The organism is Lacticaseibacillus rhamnosus (assembly GCF_900636965.1).
Lineage (GTDB): Bacteria > Bacillota > Bacilli > Lactobacillales > Lactobacillaceae > Lacticaseibacillus > Lacticaseibacillus rhamnosus.
Map to the genome: position 1 here is coordinate 2,603,580 of NZ_LR134331.1, position 15,878 is coordinate 2,619,457.

At 46.4% G+C, this 15,878-nt stretch carries 16 protein-coding genes; 6 read left to right on the forward strand and 10 right to left on the reverse strand.

Annotation, left to right across the window (positions count from 1 at the left end; genetic code table 11):
- Nucleotides 1-91: 91 nt before the first annotated feature.
- Nucleotides 92-733: an SMI1/KNR4 family protein gene (locus EL173_RS13085; RefSeq protein ID WP_005691209.1), complete on the forward strand. Its 642-nt coding sequence runs from the start codon at nt 92-94 to the stop codon at nt 731-733.
- A 15-nt stretch (nt 734-748) separates the two neighbouring features.
- On the opposite strand, the gene EL173_RS13090 is transcribed toward EL173_RS13085, so the two are convergent.
- Nucleotides 749-1,423: a DUF2238 domain-containing protein gene (locus tag EL173_RS13090; protein ID WP_014571608.1), complete on the reverse strand. Its 675-nt coding sequence runs from the start codon at nt 1,421-1,423 to the stop codon at nt 749-751.
- A gap of 255 nt (nt 1,424-1,678) precedes the next feature.
- On the opposite strand from EL173_RS13090, the gene EL173_RS13095 reads away from it, so the two are divergent.
- Entirely contained in the window at nt 1,679-2,107 is a 429-nt protein-coding gene (locus EL173_RS13095; protein ID WP_005710789.1) for a hypothetical protein, read from the forward strand.
- A gap of 435 nt (nt 2,108-2,542) precedes the next feature.
- Here the strand turns inward: EL173_RS13095 and EL173_RS13100 are convergent, their stop codons facing one another.
- From EL173_RS13100 to EL173_RS13135, 3 genes are all read right to left on the reverse strand, one after another.
- Nucleotides 2,543-2,794 carry a type B 50S ribosomal protein L31 gene (locus EL173_RS13100; RefSeq protein ID WP_005686641.1) on the reverse strand — a complete coding sequence of 84 codons (252 nt, stop codon included), beginning with the start codon at nt 2,792-2,794 and terminating at the stop codon, nt 2,543-2,545.
- 96 nt (nt 2,795-2,890) lie between these two features.
- Entirely contained in the window at nt 2,891-4,150 is a 1,260-nt protein-coding gene (locus tag EL173_RS13105) for a UDP-N-acetylglucosamine 1-carboxyvinyltransferase (protein WP_019728457.1), read from the reverse strand.
- A gap of 940 nt (nt 4,151-5,090) precedes the next feature.
- The gene (locus EL173_RS13135) at nt 5,091-6,695 is read right to left on the reverse strand and encodes a CTP synthase (protein ID WP_005686647.1); all 1,605 of its coding nucleotides are present in this window, start codon (nt 6,693-6,695) and stop codon (nt 5,091-5,093) included.
- Between the two features lie 430 nt (nt 6,696-7,125).
- On the opposite strand from EL173_RS13135, the gene EL173_RS13140 reads away from it, so the two are divergent.
- Entirely contained in the window at nt 7,126-8,313 is a 1,188-nt protein-coding gene (locus EL173_RS13140; RefSeq protein WP_005691059.1) for an NAD(P)/FAD-dependent oxidoreductase, read from the forward strand.
- 100 nt (nt 8,314-8,413) lie between these two features.
- Here EL173_RS13140 and EL173_RS13145 read toward each other — a convergent pair whose 3' ends face one another.
- From EL173_RS13145 to EL173_RS13165, 5 genes are all read right to left on the reverse strand, one after another.
- Entirely contained in the window at nt 8,414-8,758 is a 345-nt protein-coding gene (locus EL173_RS13145) for a hypothetical protein (protein WP_005691058.1), read from the reverse strand.
- A 39-nt stretch (nt 8,759-8,797) separates the two neighbouring features.
- Nucleotides 8,798-9,154 (reverse strand): hypothetical protein, encoded by a 357-nt coding sequence (locus tag EL173_RS13150; RefSeq protein WP_005691056.1) that lies wholly within the window; start codon nt 9,152-9,154, stop codon nt 8,798-8,800.
- Between the two features lie 250 nt (nt 9,155-9,404).
- Nucleotides 9,405-10,280, reverse strand: a complete 876-nt coding sequence (locus tag EL173_RS13155; protein WP_005691054.1) for a TMEM175 family protein — start codon at nt 10,278-10,280, stop codon at nt 9,405-9,407.
- A 227-nt stretch (nt 10,281-10,507) separates the two neighbouring features.
- The gene (gene rpoE, locus EL173_RS13160) at nt 10,508-11,179 is read right to left on the reverse strand and encodes a DNA-directed RNA polymerase subunit delta (RefSeq protein WP_014571645.1); all 672 of its coding nucleotides are present in this window, start codon (nt 11,177-11,179) and stop codon (nt 10,508-10,510) included.
- Nucleotides 11,180-11,231: 52 nt separating this feature from the next.
- Entirely contained in the window at nt 11,232-11,678 is a 447-nt protein-coding gene (locus tag EL173_RS13165) for a YwiB family protein (RefSeq protein ID WP_005685261.1), read from the reverse strand.
- 412 nt (nt 11,679-12,090) lie between these two features.
- Here EL173_RS13165 and EL173_RS13170 point away from each other — a divergent pair, with 412 nt between their 5' ends.
- Both EL173_RS13170 and EL173_RS13175 read left to right on the forward strand, forming a co-directional pair.
- Nucleotides 12,091-12,939 (forward strand): lipoate--protein ligase family protein, encoded by an 849-nt coding sequence (locus EL173_RS13170; RefSeq protein WP_019728263.1) that lies wholly within the window; start codon nt 12,091-12,093, stop codon nt 12,937-12,939.
- Nucleotides 12,929-14,281 carry an HD domain-containing protein gene (locus EL173_RS13175; RefSeq protein ID WP_005691048.1) on the forward strand — a complete coding sequence of 451 codons (1,353 nt, stop codon included), beginning with the start codon at nt 12,929-12,931 and terminating at the stop codon, nt 14,279-14,281. Before EL173_RS13170 ends, EL173_RS13175 begins: the two co-directional genes overlap by 11 nt.
- Nucleotides 14,282-14,292: 11 nt before the next feature.
- On the opposite strand, the gene EL173_RS13180 is transcribed toward EL173_RS13175, so the two are convergent.
- The gene (locus EL173_RS13180) at nt 14,293-14,745 is read right to left on the reverse strand and encodes an NUDIX hydrolase (RefSeq protein WP_005685256.1); all 453 of its coding nucleotides are present in this window, start codon (nt 14,743-14,745) and stop codon (nt 14,293-14,295) included.
- A gap of 71 nt (nt 14,746-14,816) precedes the next feature.
- On the opposite strand from EL173_RS13180, the gene EL173_RS13185 reads away from it, so the two are divergent.
- Entirely contained in the window at nt 14,817-15,875 is a 1,059-nt protein-coding gene (locus EL173_RS13185; protein WP_014571646.1) for a YdcF family protein, read from the forward strand.
- Nucleotides 15,876-15,878: the final 3 nt, after the last annotated feature.

Below are 15,878 nucleotides of genomic sequence, written 5' to 3' on the forward strand. Positions count from 1 at the left end.
GCACCGGCCCTCTCTGCAGCTATGAAAACACGCTAAAAAGCGCACCCATCGCCTAGGTACTGGCGCTAACAAGAAAAGAGGAGGTTGCAACATGCTACCATGGCCAAAAAAGATCCCACAACCTAATTTACCAACAATTCCAGAAACCGACCTCATACCTTCGACTTATTTTTCAATCATTCAAAATGGGATTTTCCCTAAAAATTGGTGGTTGTCGACATCGGAGCCGACAAGCGATGGTTTGACCGGCGTCGGCCTTCATGCACTGGCAACACCCGGTCCGGCAATCACCTCAGACGACCTGCCATCAGACTTTTTGCCTTTTGCCCACACTGCTCACCAATACTTCGGCTTTGATTTGCATCATGAGGTTCGCCGAATACGTTACATTGACACCGAAGTCGACCAATGGCTGACGGTTGCGCCGGACTTTGATACGTTTCTCAAACGCCTGCAACCGCACCCGATTCAGCTACCTGAGCTACCGGTCGACCCACAGATTTTCGGTCACATGGCCGTGATGGCAACGGCTTCAGATTGGCCGGCCTTATTTGATCACGCCCGCGAATTTATGTCTGGCGAAACACTCGGCCAATGGTTAATGTGGCTAGCCGCCAGCGATGATCCGGCTAAACGCCAAGCTGCTGCAGAAGAGTACCGTTTTCTCGTGCGCTATCAGCCCAACTTGCTTACGCCCAATGTCACCATGAACCTGCAACATTTACTGCATTAAGTAGCACCAGGCAACTCATTTATGACGAGTTTGATGCGGTTGAAAAGCAAACGTCTTCAACCAGCTTAAGTCACGTTTAATGCCAAAATAGCCAACCAACGCCAACCCTAATGAACCCAGAAAGTCCATCAATAAATCACCCATCGTATCCATGAGCGCAGCCCGACCACGTAATAGTTCACCACCAGCAGCCATATATCGCTGCATGTTCATACCCAATAATCCATCAAATGTAAACTCATAAAACTCCCACAATACCCCGATGGTTGTTCCAAACGCGAGGGCAAATAAAGCCATCAGCAATGGACTTGTCGCGGCCAACCGTTTTGCCGGCGTCAACGCTGTAAAAATAGCAAAGCCAAGCCCAGCAAGCATCGCCGCACTGAATAAATGCTCAAACTTATCCCAGTACGGTACGCTATAGCATTGCAATCCTGTACCCAGTAAAACACTCAAGAGGATAAAAATTTCAAATAAGTAAATCAAACTCGGCGGAAAACGAAAATGCCACCAGTGCTCCATCAAACGCGGCAAACTAACAATTAAGATGCCTGATGCCACCTGAGCAAGTAGCATCATCTGACCATGAAACAAAGAATGACCACTAAGATAAAGCCCGCCGACAATCAGTAAGTAAAGCATATCGCCACCGATGTTTAACCAATACAAAAAATTCGATCGTTTAGTCATCATTTTCCTCTTTTCTTTGTGATTGTGAACCAGCTTGGTTACTCCTGGCACACGCAGAAGCAACCCGCGCTTTTTGTTTATGTCTGTTTCCGGCTCCCACTTCCATCAATATGGGGGTCGGGAGTGCGCCATTTAAGTCGTGGGTTTTGGCTCAGGAGCAAACTCGAGAAACGAAGCCCGCCATTTTCTGGCATCAGTGCAATTAATATGCTTTTGTAAGCGCTTGGTGTAGACTCAGCTTTAGGAGGTGATTCCATGCCAATCAAAACGTTACCCGAAGATCAACTTATTGCCATGAGCCAGTCCGTCGTCAAAGAAGTCGCCAAAGCGTTTAACTTTCCTTATTATGTCAATGATCTGACGCATGATGCAAATTTTGACACTGATCACACTGCGACCAAGCTCGAATTTGAGCTCACCTTGTTGAACGACCCCGATCCAGAGCGTACCATCAGTTTTTACAGTGACGCCAGCGCCGATCCAATTATGGGCGGCGCCGCTTCTGCACAAGTGACGATTGTATCTGATATCACGTTTATTTATCTAAACGACGGGTACAAGGATTCGTATCTCATTATCATCCATGATGGTAAGGTTGTTCAAAATCTCAAATTAGAACAACAGATTCTGTCAGGCCCCGAAATTGAAAACTTAATCAACCAAGTTATCCCGCAAGCCCAATAAGTCTTAGCGTAAGAAAAGCAGCTGAAAGGCTGTTTTTTTGTTATCCTCGGTTTTGTTAATCACGTAACCTTCAGTTTAGCCGCAAAAAACTTTATCGAAGCAAAATATACCTCTCGACAGAATTCACATTTTAACGGCCGATTTAGGGAACCCATAAATATTTTATATTAAAAATATAATGCCCACGCTCAAGACTTTGAGAACACAAAAAAACCACCATTAAAGGTGGAAAAGTTTGGGGGAACTTTTTTGGGAGTGTAAGTTAATGTGTAAGCTTAAGGCTAAAATACCTCTGCCTTATTGATTTAAGTATATCAATTCCTTAATGATATGTAATTCCATTTTCAACAAGAAATATGTTTAATAAATAAAACGGCTTATGCTTATATAAGTTGAAGCTAACAAAAAAGCAACCTCAAAAGGCTGCTTTTTTGCTTATTTCTTGTCGAAGCCGTACTTCTTGTTGAAACGATCAACCCGACCATCAGCCTGCGTGAACTTCTGCTTGCCGGTGTAGAAGGGATGTGAATCAGATGAAATTTCAACCCGAACTAGCGGATATTCTTTGCCATCTTCCCACTTAATAGTTTCTTTTGAAGTTTTGGTTGAACCCGAAATAAATTTGAAACCAGTTGCTGAGTCCATAAATACAACTAGATGATAATCTGGATGGATGCCTTGCTTCATAATCAATTACTCCTTTTGCCCTAAATCATTGCCTGATCTAGAGATACTCTGACTACAACTCTAACAGTCTATCACGCGCAAACAGCAAACGCAATCTCAATCTACTAATTCAACATCTGCACCTAAACCACGTAATTTCATCACAACCCGGTCATAGCCGCGCAAGATATTGTCGACCTTCGTAATCGTGGTGGTGCCTTCAGCCATTAGCCCGGCAATCATGAGACACGCACCGGCCCGAATTTCCTCGGCCGCAACTTCGGTCCCTTGAAGATGATCGCAGTGGTGCAAAATAATCACGTCATTTTCAATCGTAATGTCAGCGCCCATACGTAACAATTCCGGTATATGCCGAACTCGTTTGGGATAAATGGTGTCGATAATCAAGCCTTCACCATGCGCTTTTAACATAAGTGGCGTAATCGGTTGTTGTAAATCCGTTGCGAATCCCGGATACGGCATTGTTTTAATTTGGACCATTTTCAAGTCGCCGGATGGATAGACGAAAATGCTATCCTCGCCCACATCCATCACCACACCCATTTCTTCCAACTTAGCCAAAAATGCATCTAAGTGTTCGGAAATGATGTTCTTAACTTTAACGCCTTCGCCTACTGCAGCCGCCATGGCTAGGTAGGTGCCTGCTTCAATTCGGTCGGGAATGATCGTATGCGAATTATGCGCCTCGAGCGTTGGCACCCCATCAATGCGAATAACGTCCGTGCCGGCACCGCGAACTTTGCCACCCATATTGTTCAGGTAGGTTGCTAAGTCGATAATCTCCGGCTCTTTAGCAGCGCTTTCGATGACCGTTCGTCCCTTTGCTGTCACCGCCGCCAAAATGACATTGATGGTGGCGCCAACTGAAACCATATCCAGAAAAATACGGGCACCATGTAAGCCTTCAGCCGGCGCCTTAATTGCCATCGCCCCGTGTTCATTGCTCACTGAAGCACCCAACGCTTCAAATCCCTTAATATGCTGATCAATAGGCCGCGGACCGATATCATCGCCACCAGGCAGCCCAACAATTGCTTTGCCAAAGCGCCCTAATAACGCGCCCATAAAATAATAGGAGGCGCGCAGACTCTTAATCTTACCGTTTGGCAGCGGCACATCATTGATTTCGGTTGGATCAATCGTCAGAACATTTTCGGTAAAATCCGATTTAACATTCATATCACTCAGAATCGCCATCAAATTATAGACATCCTGAATATGCGGCACTGAATCAAGCGTCACCGGGGTGCGCGACAAAATTGCAGCCGGAATCAAAGCAACCGTGCTGTTCTTTGCACCGCCGATCACAACTTCACCGGATAATTTCTTTCCGCCGTGGATCAGCATTTTTTCCATTTGAATTAAATCCTCACTTAAGGTCGTTCATTTCAAGTAGGCTGAAGCTGACCTGCATTTTATGCTTCAAATATCAATCACGAACACTGGTAGGCAAGCCATGACCCATTCGCCATGCACTCAATATACAATTTTAATGAATCAGCACGCAAAAAACAAGGACTAAAAGTTAGTGAGCGCGAACCGGCGCGCTTAGGGATCGGAGTGTAAGCGGCCTCGGACGTGATAGCCCGGGTTTGACCATTGCGTTCGAGGTCCTTACACTCCGATCCCTGCGCCGGTGAGCGCGTTATGGGCGTAAGCCAGAACATAAGTGGCCTCAGACGTGATGGCTGGCCGGGCTTTGGCCATTGCGCCCAAGGTCCTTATGTGCAGGTTTCTGGGCTGGCGAGCGCGTTATGGGCGTAAACCAGATAAGTGGCCTTAAGCGTGATGGCCGAGCTTTGGCCATTGCGCTTAAGGTCCTTACACGCAGACTTCTGCGCCGGTGAGCGCGTTATGGACGTAAGCCAGAACATAAGTGGCCCCAGACGTGATGGCCCGGGTTTCGCCATTGCGTCTGGGGGTCCTTATGTGTAGATTTCTGCGACTGTGAGCGCATTATGGGCGTAAACCAGAACATAAGCCGCCTCAGACGTGATGACCCGCTCTTGGCCATTGCGCTTTAAGGTCCTTACACGCAGACTTCTGCGCCGCTGAGCGCGTTATGGACGTCAGCCAGAACATAAGCGGCCTCAGACGTGATGGCCAGGGTTTGGCCATTGCGTTCGAGGTCCTTACACGCAGATCCCTGCGCCGGTGAGCGCGTTATGGACGTAAACCAGAACATAAGATAAGCCCCCTCGGCCCCCTCAACCGTGACGACTCGCGCAATCCTTCTCCCAAATACAAAAACAGCCTCAAGGACTTAACCTCAAGGCAGTTTTCAAACGCAAAAATACTAATTTTTAAAATCGCCAGCTGATTGGATGAAGGCTTTGAACAGTCCTTCTGGCTTGTTTGGCCGTGATTGGAACTCTGGATGGTACTGTGAGGCAACGAAGAACTTATTCTTCGGATACTCAATGATTTCCATCAAACGGTCGTCCGGGCTAACCCCTGAAAAGACCAAGCCTTTCTCCTCCATTGGCTTACGGTACTTGGTGTTGAACTCATAACGATGACGATGACGTTTCTCGATTTCATGAGCATTGTCATAAGCCTTTGCTGCGACGGATCCCGGCTTTAAGACACATGGATAAAGGCCAAGCCGCAGTGTTCCGCCAAGATTCTTCACGCCGACCTGATCACGCATTAAATCAATGACCGGATCCTTGACATCAGGATGTGTCTCGGTTGTTCCAGCATCTTTGAGTCCTAAGACATTACGTGCAAACTCAATCGAAGCCATTTGCATACCCAAGCAGATGCCCAAGAATGGAATATCATTCTCCCGTGCATAACGAATGGCCGCGATCTTGCCTTCTAATCCGCGATCGCCAAAACCACCGGGAACCAAAATGCCATCAAAACCTTGTAACAGACTTTCTACATTGTCATCATTAACGTCTTCAGCCTGAAACATTTGCAAGTCGATATCGGAATCCCAGTAGTAACCAGCATGCTTAAGTGCTTCGGCAACAGAGATATAGGCATCTTTCAACGCAACATACTTACCAACCAAGGCAATCTTAGTTTGATGCGTGAGATGTTGAACCTTGTGCTCAAGCTTAGTCCAATCAGTCATATCGGCTGGCGGAACATCGAAGCCAAAGTGGTCAACAACAATCTGATCCATCTTTTGGGCTTGTAAGGCTAACGGAATTGAATAAAGGGTCTTGGCATCGCGTGATTCAATGACGGCATTTTCCGGCACATCAGTGAACAACGCAATTTTCTTCTTCATCTCTTCTGTAATCGGTTTTTCGGTTCGTACGACTAGCATGTTGGGCTGAATCCCGATACTGCGCAATTCTTTGACGCTATGCTGAGTCGGCTTGGTTTTCATTTCATCTGCCGCGCGCAAGTATGGTACCAAGCTTGCGTGGATATAGAAAACATTTTCCGAGCCAACATCACGTTTCATTTGGCGAATTGCTTCAAGAAATGGCAAGGATTCAATGTCCCCGACAGTACCGCCGATTTCGGTGATAATGACATCGGAATCGCTATGCTTGGCAGCGCGCATAACTTTTTCCTTGATCATGTTGGTGATGTGGGGGATGACCTGAACCGTTGCGCCGAGATATTCACCGCGGCGTTCGCGTTGCAGGACTTCAGAATAAATTTTCCCGGTTGTGACATTGCTGTACTTGTTCAGGTTAATATCAATAAACCGCTCATAATGGCCAAGGTCGAGGTCAGTCTCAGCACCATCATCGGTGACAAACACTTCACCATGCTGATAAGGGTTCATGGTGCCTGGGTCAACGTTGATATATGGATCAAATTTTTGAATCGTAATCTTCAAACCGCGATTCTTTAACAAACGACCCAGGGATGCAGCAACAATCCCTTTACCTAATGACGATACGACCCCACCGGTAACAAAAATATACTTGGTCATAGCCAGTCTCCTTTTTAAATTAATCGGGAAAAACAAAAACAAGCTCCCTATTCATACGAACAGGGAGCTTGAACCGTATTGGCTTTACACTTCTGTAAAGCGCCCAAAATGTATATTAACCAATTGTACGAGATCCGTCAAGCATTAATGAAAAAAAGTAAGTATCAAAACCATGAACGAAAAACTCAAACCTAACTGAATAAAAGGATACGTCAGGTCAACGATGCTCCATCAGTGAATTTTATCAGTCTCCTGAGGCCCATGTCCATCATCTCGCCTGAAGCTTGGTAAAAACACGCTCACTTTTTCACTCAATTTCCTAAAATATATGAGCCTAACATTTGTGAATAGCAATAAGATTGTTACAATAAGGTTGTGGTCAATTGAACGCATGTAAAAACAATTTTGTAAATGAGGAATTGGTAAATCAATGGCAGATGTTGTCATTTTAGGTGCCGGATATGCGGGCATTCGGGCCGTTAAAACTTTGAGTAAGCTCGCGCCAAAAGGAACGACGCTCACAGTGGTTGACCAAAACGCCAATCATGAAGAGCGCACACAGCTTCATGAAGTAGCAGCAGGTACCGTGCCTGCAACGAAAATTACATTTAATATCCAGCAGGTTCTTCCCAAAGATGTTCAGTTTATCCAGTCAAAGGTCAGCAAGGTTGACGTGTCGAGCAAGCTAGTGATACTGGAAAATCATGCGCCGCTGCGTTACGACTATCTCATTATCGCGCTCGGCTTCCGCTCTGAAGACTTTGGGCTACCTGGCGCCGCAGAAAACGCCTTGCCACTGGACAATGTGACCTCCGCCGAAACGATTGCCAAGACAATTGAACTGCGTGTCGCCAATTACAAGCAGTCACAAGATCCCAAAGACTTAACGGTTATTGTCGCAGGCGCAGGGTTCACCGGGGTTGAATTATTAGGCGAATTGACACATAGTCTGCCGGCATTAGCCAAAAAGTATGATACGCCACCTGTCAAAATCATCTCCATGGAAATGGCAACGCGTATTTTGCCGATGTTCGATGAAAAGTTAGCAAATTATGCAATGGATTATCTAAAGAGCCATGGCGTTACGATGATGACCGGTTCCAAGATTACCAAAATCGAACCCAATGCCGTTGTTTATGCTGACGGCGATCAGGAAAAGAAGGTCGAAGGCAACACGATCATCTGGACAGTCGGTGTTTCAGGCAGCGATGTGATCGCCGATTCCGGCTTCAACCAACGCCGCAATCGCGTAGTTGTTTCCAATCACCTGAATCTAACCGACCATCCTGAAGTCTTCATCATCGGGGATGTATCGGCAGTGATGACAGACGCTGGCCGACCTTATCCAACCACGGCGCAAATCTCCTCCCAAGAAGGCGATCACGCCGGCAAGAATGTCGCCGCAGCACTAAACGGTCAACCGTTAACGGACTTTGTTTACAAATCTAAGGGCACTGTGGCATCGCTTGGCAGTCAAGACGGCATCGCCCAAATCGGCAAGAGCCACAAGTACACCGGCTTCATTGCCAAGGTACTCAAGCGTGTGATCACAGATAAGTCACTGCTTGAAGACGCCAATTTGAGCACGATGTTGAAACAAGGACGTTGGCCGCTTTAAACGTTCAGGTAAAAGCAACAAGCACGTACTAGGTCAATGATGATCACAAAAAAGCAGCGAATATCGCTGCTTTTTTGATGCCTAAAGGTATGGTATTAAGTCATTCCCCCTGATTTGCATTTCTATCGTTTTGGTTAACGGCTTCCTCCATCTTGCGGACAGCATGGTTATATTCAGTAATGAGTAGCCTGATGGTAATGTAATCAACCTTAGATTCATTATCTGAAAGCGGTATTTCCATGACCTGAATCCGCAACGGCAGATTTGATTGTTCAAAAAAATCGGATAGTGCCGCAAGAAACTGGAGTGCATGCATGAGGTTGTCATAAGATGAAAGATTGTTAATGAAATAAATGACAAAGGTTTCAATTTCTTCTTTTTCTAGAAGGTTATCTACTTTAGAAGCTTTAGCAAAGTTATTGATGGCTCTATCAAAATATGTCATAGCGTTCCTCCAACTAATAGCGGCTAATTAAAAACAATCTTAGAAACCGAATCGTTTTCCACCGTTTGCATTTTTATTAGTTTGATTGACAGCCTTCTCAAGCTTTTGAACGGCATGATGATACTCAGATTTGAGCAGCTTTGTGACGATGACGTCAACCTTAGATTCATTCCCGGAAAGTGGTATTTGTGTAACCTGAATTTGCAGCGGCAGACTTAGCTGTTCAAGGAAACCGGCCATTGCTGAAAGAAAATTTAGCGCGTGCATAAGGTTGTTGTAGGATGAAAGGCCCCTAACCTTAAAGAAAACAAAGTCATCATTCTCTTCTTTTTCTAGAAGATCTGAAACCTGACATGTTTTCGCAATAAAATTGACAATCTTATCAAAATATGTCATAAAAAATCTCCGCAATCATGGTGACTGAACGTTAACGATCCTAGAAACTGGTTCCAACGTCAGGGATAACACTCAATAAGCATCCCGCTGAATGTACAGCTTGCCCCGACAAGCCGGTATCGCCAACATTCTTTTATTCGTTTTAACAATACCCAAAACTTCGCCTATCCAAAGATTAAATAAATAATTGTTTCAAGATATACCAATTATATTTTTTACGTCAACGGTTTTGAAAATTTTCTAATGCTGCTCATGAACGCCTTGAATCTGGTCGTCTAGGCGTCTTATTACGATAATCTTTATTTTTACTTTGCCGAAATGTCGTAAACCACTGATCAAGCATTGCCGGATCGATTTTCAATTCCTGTTGCGCAGTACGGCTAAACTTTTCCCAAGCAGCCTTGTTTGCCGCTTGGTCGCCATGAGCACTGCGCAAATCGCGAATGTATTCACCTACAAGCCGCCGGAATCGCATCTGCTGATCTCGATTCATCTTCAAGTAATTCCGCTGCCCTGTTGTCGCCATCTGCTGCATACCGGTGAGTTCGCGGGCATCGCTGTCGATTGTAAAAAATGAGCGGATTGGAATGGCAATGTACAAAATATAAGCAGCTTTAGGTAAAAATACCGCCAGTACCATAATTGCGGCAATCATCAAGAAATTTTCCAAGTTGTGGGCGCCGTAAATGCTCGTGTAGATTTGTTGCATTTCAGCCTTATTACTAGCTTGCTGATGCACAATTGTTCGTGAAATAATGCGAAAAACGGTAATCACTAAAAGATACAGTGCACCATAAATAACCACCGAAAGCACTTCAACGTCACCAGACATCAAGCGCGTCAATGCCGGTACCAGCGAAAGTAGGAAAACTAAAATAAATTCCCAGATGACAATTCGCCGCGGGATCTGTTTGACCTGACTAAACAAAGTTGCTTGCTGATACCAAATATTTGCTACAAAACAGAAACTAACTGCATAAATGCCAACCGCTAGAAAAAACGCGCTGATATGTGTATGATTTTGCCAACTCTCCGCCGGCAATTCCAAAACCATGATCGTAATAATAATAGCAAGAATAGCATCGATAAACGTATCCAGACGGGTTTTAAGATCCTCTGAAATCATAAATAGCCTCCTGAGTGTGTGCCAGCGTACTTAGAATCGAAGTGTAAGCGAGCCATCAGCTTGGATCATTGTGGCTGAGGCCCTCACACGCAAATTTCTGCGCTGGGAAACGCATCATGAAAAGCGTGAGTCATTACACTATGATGGCAGTATCAGCTTTTCAGAAAAAATGTCAAGCTCGTGAAAACAAAAAAGCCACACCTTAAAAAAGTGTGACCGTTAAGCCATTAATGTTTATCGTTGTCGTCTTCATCGTCATCATTATCGCTGTCATCATCGTCATCGCCGGAGAAGTCAGCTGTGATGTCATCGGTGTCGTCATCGTCATCGCTGTCATTGTCGCCAAATTCAGCTAGCTGACCTTCAATGCCATCGGGAAGTCCATCATCAGGATCATCATCGCTGTCATCGTCACTATCGCCGGCCTTGCCGATCTTATCATGAAAGCCAGTGCTGTCATCATCATCGAAATCATCGTCATCGCTATCAGCGTCGAGATCTTCATCTTCAGGATCATCGTCGTTGTAATCGATCACGTCATCGTCATCGGCAACATCCGCCAAGAACGCATTAACTTTCTTACGTTTCTTGCGACGCGGCACTTCTTCTTCGTCTTCCGGATGGTTAACTTCTTCATCAACGGAATCGTATGGATACCAAGCGCGCAGGCCCCAAACGTTATCGCCTAAAGAAATGAAGCTGCCATCCACATTGAGATCCGTATAGAATTGCGGCAAACGTTCACGAATCTCTTCGTCACTCTTACCGAGATAATTCTGGATCTCATTGGCCAGATCAACGAACGCCATGGTATCCCCTTTTTCTTCGAGGATCTCATGGGCTACTTCGATCATTGATAATTCTGATTTATCGGCATTGGCAAATGCTTTGAGTTTCAACCGATACACGCCCTTTCCACAGTCTTTACAGTCTGTTTTCTATCATACCCGCTCAGGCCTTAAATTGCAATCGCAACCGATAATTTCCTAAATGTTGGCGATTGGCAAAAAGCTCATACTCAACATAAATTTCACCCGCAACCGGTTCCGTGGTCATTCGCACATCAATCCGAGGTGTCACCGTTTCAACCGGAATAATACCGTATGGCGTCCGATAGCGGGTCAAAACCCGTTTTTCATCCGCAAAAAACAGTTTCAACTGGGTATCGCCATTACTGCTGCCACGCGAAAGTTGAATATCACCGTCTTCGCGCAGTTTCATCGTGACCGGCATGCTCGTTCCTGCATCCTCGTCCACTTCCTGATAGCGAATATAAAGTGCGTTCCCCATCTGTACCAACGTTCCAGGTTCATCAAAAACATGTGTCTCCTGATCATCACCTTGCGTCACAAACGTTTCAAGGTGAATCTGAATCGGCACTCCTTGTGAAAGATCCATAATGTCAATCCTTTCTATAGAGTATTGTACGCTCACAGGTCAAGAGGGTCGAGTACAGAGCGTGAGCCAGCCCGGTTAGAAACCGGAGCATAAGTGGCCTTGGGCGTGATGGCCGGGCTTTGGCCATTGCGCCCAAGGTCCTTATGCGCAGGTTTCTGGGCTGGCGAACGCGTTTAGAAAGTGAGCGCGAGCCGGCACGGTTAGGGATCGGAGTGTAAGTGGCCTAAGGCGCAGATCCCTGCGCCGGGGAGCGCGTTATAGGCATAAAAGAGAACACGCGCCCAAGAACTCTACACGCCAGACTTCCGCACCCCCAAACACCTTTATCCCAATGAAAATGGCTTTGTGCCTGACGTGTTCGGTCACCTTCGCTATAATATAGGTAATCTATTATTATGAAAGAAGGCGCACAATGGACCTAACGTCGCTGGCTGGTCAGCAAGCAGCCATCTTCCAGCAAGACTTCACCAAAGATGAGGCGCTGCTCAGCTTTGCCCACACCAATGCGTTATTAGCCCATCCCGAGCTCCATCCACCGCTGATGCTGCATTTCTGGACGGCTGAACAAACCGTCATTCTCGGTATGCAAGATTTAAAGTTACCACAATTGGGGCATGGGCTGCCAGTCCTGAGCAGCGAACAATATGGCGTCTTTGTCCGCAATTCCGGTGGGCTAGCGGTGATTGCCGACAGCGGCGTTTTGAATGTCTCGCTTTTTTTACCCAATGAAACGCGCCTGACCATCGATACTGCTTATGAGCTTATGACGTCACTATTTCGGACAGCATTTCCAGCGCTGAAAATTGCCACCAGTGAAATCACGCATTCCTATTGTCCCGGCAAATACGATTTGAGTGTCGGCGGCCAAAAATTCGCCGGCATGGCCCAGCGCCGGAATCAGGCCGGGGTGGTCGTGATGCTTTATTGCAGCATTTTCGGTGATCAAAATGCTCGCTGCGATTTACTACGTCGATTTTATCGGGCTGGACATGCCAGCGCCAGTCCCCATTTCACTTTTCCGCTTATCCGTTCAGAAACGATGACCACCCTTAGCGATTTACTTGATCGGCCACTGACGCGTAATGAGGCGATTCTTGCCATATTGAATGCCTTAGCAACTTACGGCATCGCAGCCGACATGAACTCGATGCCGGCAATATTGCGCGATCCTGCTTACCATCAAGCGCTCGCTGCAGCCACCGCCGATTTACGTACACGCAATCGCAACTTAAAAAAGATGGGAGAACATCATGCAATTTGAAAAATTACCACGGGAAAAAGTTTTTCGCGATCCGGTTCATAATTATGTTCACGTCCAACACCGCGTGATTCTTGATTTAATCAATACCCCGGAGTTTCAGCGGTTGCGGCGAATCAAACAACTAGGGGTCTCGGATTATGTCTTTCAAGGAGCTGAGCATACGCGCTTTGCCCACTCACTTGGGGTTTATGAAATTGCGCGGGAGATGTGCGACAACTTTGTCATTAACTATCCCAGTCAAACGCCTGGTGATGGCCTTTGGAATGACGCTGAACGTCCGGTTGTCCTGTGTGCTGCACTGTTGCATGATATTGGCCACGGCGCCTACTCACATACGTTTGAGCATATTTTCGGGACAGATCATGAGGCAATTACCCGCGCTATTCTCACGGATCCGCATACCAATGTCAACCGTATCCTGCGTGGTGTGAGTGCGGAATTTCCCGAGCAGGTGGCTTCAGTGATCAACCATACTTATCCCAATCCGCAAGTCGTCCAGATGATTTCCAGTCAAATTGACGCCGACCGAATGGATTACTTGCTGCATGATGCCTACTATACCGGCACCAAATACGGGCTTTTTGATCTTTCTCGAATCTTGCGGGTGATGCGACCTTATTCTGATGGTATCGCTTATGAAGCCAACGGGATGCATGCGGTAGAAGATTATGTTGTCAGCCGCTTTCAGATGTATCAACAAGTCTATTTTCACCCCGTATCCCGCGGCATGGAGGTCATTCTCTTCCACCTACTAAAACGGGCTAAGTTTCTGTATGAGTCCGGACAGTTTGAACCCGGGTTTTCACCACGCTTACTGGTGCCTTTTTTCGAGCAATCCTTTAGCTTAACCGACTACCTCAAGTTAGATGACGGCGTGCTCAACACCTACTTTACGTACTGGTTAGATTATCCCGACAGTATCTTAAGCGACTTTGCGGATCGCTTCTTGAATCGCCGCCCACTGAAATCAGTGACATTTACCGATCAAACGGCCGCGCTGCTTCCAAAACTACGCGCGTTGGTGGCTCAAGCCGGGTTTGATCCGCAATATTACACCGCTGAAAATGATAGTTTCGACTTGCCATATGATCAATATGATCCTGCCTCAGCGAACCCGAAAACCCAAATCGAAATCATGCAAAAAGACGGCACTTTAGAGGAACTGTCAACCTTATCACCATTGGTTGCTGCGCTGAGTGGTCGGGCAACAGGCGATAAACGGTTTTATTTTCCAAAAGAAATGCTCGCCTCTGAAGATAGCAGCCTCTTTTCACCTATCTATGAAAAGTTCCAACGTTATCTGCTCAACGGTGGTGTGATTGATCCACACTTAACGGATTAGCAAGGTGGGCTTCACTGTTTGGGTTGCTGGGCGAGCCACTTAGCCACGGCCCAGCGATGTGTTGGCCGTTTCAATTCGGCCAAGGCCAGATCGATCGGCATGAGCATCAATGTATTGAAGGTTTCAAGTGGATCCTGTACAAAAGCCAGTTCATCACAGGCAAAAAACGTCGCCGGATGGTAATAGGCGGTTTGACGATGATGGGAATAAAAATACTCAGACGATTTGCCGAGCTTTTTGGTCACATGCACGGTTGCCCCAAATTCTTCCAACAACTCCCGTGCCAGCGTTTCTTCGGGGGTTTCGCCTTTTTCAACGCCGCCTCCCGGTAAGAATAATGCATGGTTCGGCGCTTGCAAAATCAGCAACCGCGCGCCGCTATGATCCGGAATGACGCCATACGCGCCAATTCGGGTGTGATAATCTAACTTTGGATCTTTTCGACCAAACACAGGATCAATCATATTGCATCCCTCCGCTTTTAATCACATTATACCCTAATCAATTTCTAACCTCTACACAAGGAGACTTTTCGATGTCAGCTCAGGAAACGTTATTTGTCTTTACCATCCCCCTTTTGCTGGGAATTATTTTTGCTATCAGCTTCACCATTGAACCGCGGCGTTTGCTTAACGGCTGGCTGTTCAACTTATTCGCCGTGGTATTTTTGATCGCTTTGGCAGCCGCGATTCTAAAATCCGGTAACCTACTACTTATTGCTGTAACCGGAACGCTTTTTGTGATTACGGTCTTAATTGTGTTCTTGCTGTTTGCCTTGCACTTATTTTGGCTGCTATGGAATGCTATCCTTGTGTGGCGGCGTGAAGGCCATTCGTTAAGTAACATGTTGACGCTTTATATTGCCATCGGACTGTTGTTGTTGGAAATTGCTGCTTCGTTTGGCCGCCGTTTTATTCCCGAACCTTTATACGTCGCCTTGGCAGTCTTCTTTGGCTTAGGCGGGTTATATGTCTTATTAACGCTTTATAACTTCTTGACCGCGTTAATCCTGTACAATCTCCGGCCACAACCGCATAATCGAACTTTTCTCATCGTGCTTGGCGCCGGACTACTGCATGGCGATCAAGTGTCACCGTTACTTGCCAGTCGCATTGATACGGCCATTAAGTTTTATCACAAGCAATTAAAAAAAGGCCGCCCCGCTCCAAAAATTATTTTTTCCGGGGGTAAAGGCGCAGATGAGGCTATTTCCGAAGCACTCGCCATGCAGCGTTACGCTTTGGGAAAAGGGATTCCCGAGGCCGATACCTTACTTGAAGATCAGTCAACTACCACCCTTGAAAATATGCGGTTTTCAAAACGGTTGATCATCCAAGAGATTGGAGAAGCTCCTTATAAAGCCAGCTTCTTTACCAACAACTATCACTTGCTTCGAGCGGGCATTTTCGCGCGGATGGCGGGTATTGCTGCTAATGGCGTCGGCGGTAATACATCCTTTTATTTTCTGCCTAATGCGGTTATTCGTGAATACCTAGCCTTGGTGGTTTTGTACAAGCGCCGGCATGCCGTGGCTTTCGGCGTGATTGTTCTGATCGCGTTAGGGCAATTCATCCGGGCCTGGCAACTGGGTTGAGCG

Excerpts from the sequence above, each read along its gene's own strand:
- EL173_RS13140 (WP_005691059.1), top strand. The coding sequence starts at position 7,126 with ATGGCAGATGTTGTCATTTTAGGTGCCGGATATGCGGGCATTCGGGCC.
- EL173_RS13100 (WP_005686641.1), bottom strand. The coding sequence starts at position 2,794 with ATGAAGCAAGGCATCCATCCAGATTATCATCTAGTTGTATTTATGGAC.
- EL173_RS13170 (WP_019728263.1), top strand. The coding sequence starts at position 12,091 with ATGGACCTAACGTCGCTGGCTGGTCAGCAAGCAGCCATCTTCCAGCAA.
- EL173_RS13185 (WP_014571646.1), top strand. The coding sequence starts at position 14,817 with ATGTCAGCTCAGGAAACGTTATTTGTCTTTACCATCCCCCTTTTGCTG.
- EL173_RS13095 (WP_005710789.1), top strand. The coding sequence starts at position 1,679 with ATGCCAATCAAAACGTTACCCGAAGATCAACTTATTGCCATGAGCCAG.
- EL173_RS13105 (WP_019728457.1), bottom strand. The coding sequence starts at position 4,150 with ATGGAAAAAATGCTGATCCACGGCGGAAAGAAATTATCCGGTGAAGTT.
- EL173_RS13145 (WP_005691058.1), bottom strand. The coding sequence starts at position 8,758 with ATGACATATTTTGATAGAGCCATCAATAACTTTGCTAAAGCTTCTAAA.
- EL173_RS13135 (WP_005686647.1), bottom strand. The coding sequence starts at position 6,695 with ATGACCAAGTATATTTTTGTTACCGGTGGGGTCGTATCGTCATTAGGT.
- EL173_RS13175 (WP_005691048.1), top strand. The coding sequence starts at position 12,929 with ATGCAATTTGAAAAATTACCACGGGAAAAAGTTTTTCGCGATCCGGTT.
- EL173_RS13165 (WP_005685261.1), bottom strand. The coding sequence starts at position 11,678 with ATGGATCTTTCACAAGGAGTGCCGATTCAGATTCACCTTGAAACGTTT.
- EL173_RS13155 (WP_005691054.1), bottom strand. The coding sequence starts at position 10,280 with ATGATTTCAGAGGATCTTAAAACCCGTCTGGATACGTTTATCGATGCT.
- EL173_RS13090 (WP_014571608.1), bottom strand. The coding sequence starts at position 1,423 with ATGACTAAACGATCGAATTTTTTGTATTGGTTAAACATCGGTGGCGAT.
- EL173_RS13180 (WP_005685256.1), bottom strand. The coding sequence starts at position 14,745 with ATGATTGATCCTGTGTTTGGTCGAAAAGATCCAAAGTTAGATTATCAC.
- EL173_RS13150 (WP_005691056.1), bottom strand. The coding sequence starts at position 9,154 with ATGACATATTTTGATAAGATTGTCAATTTTATTGCGAAAACATGTCAG.
- EL173_RS13085 (WP_005691209.1), top strand. The coding sequence starts at position 92 with ATGCTACCATGGCCAAAAAAGATCCCACAACCTAATTTACCAACAATT.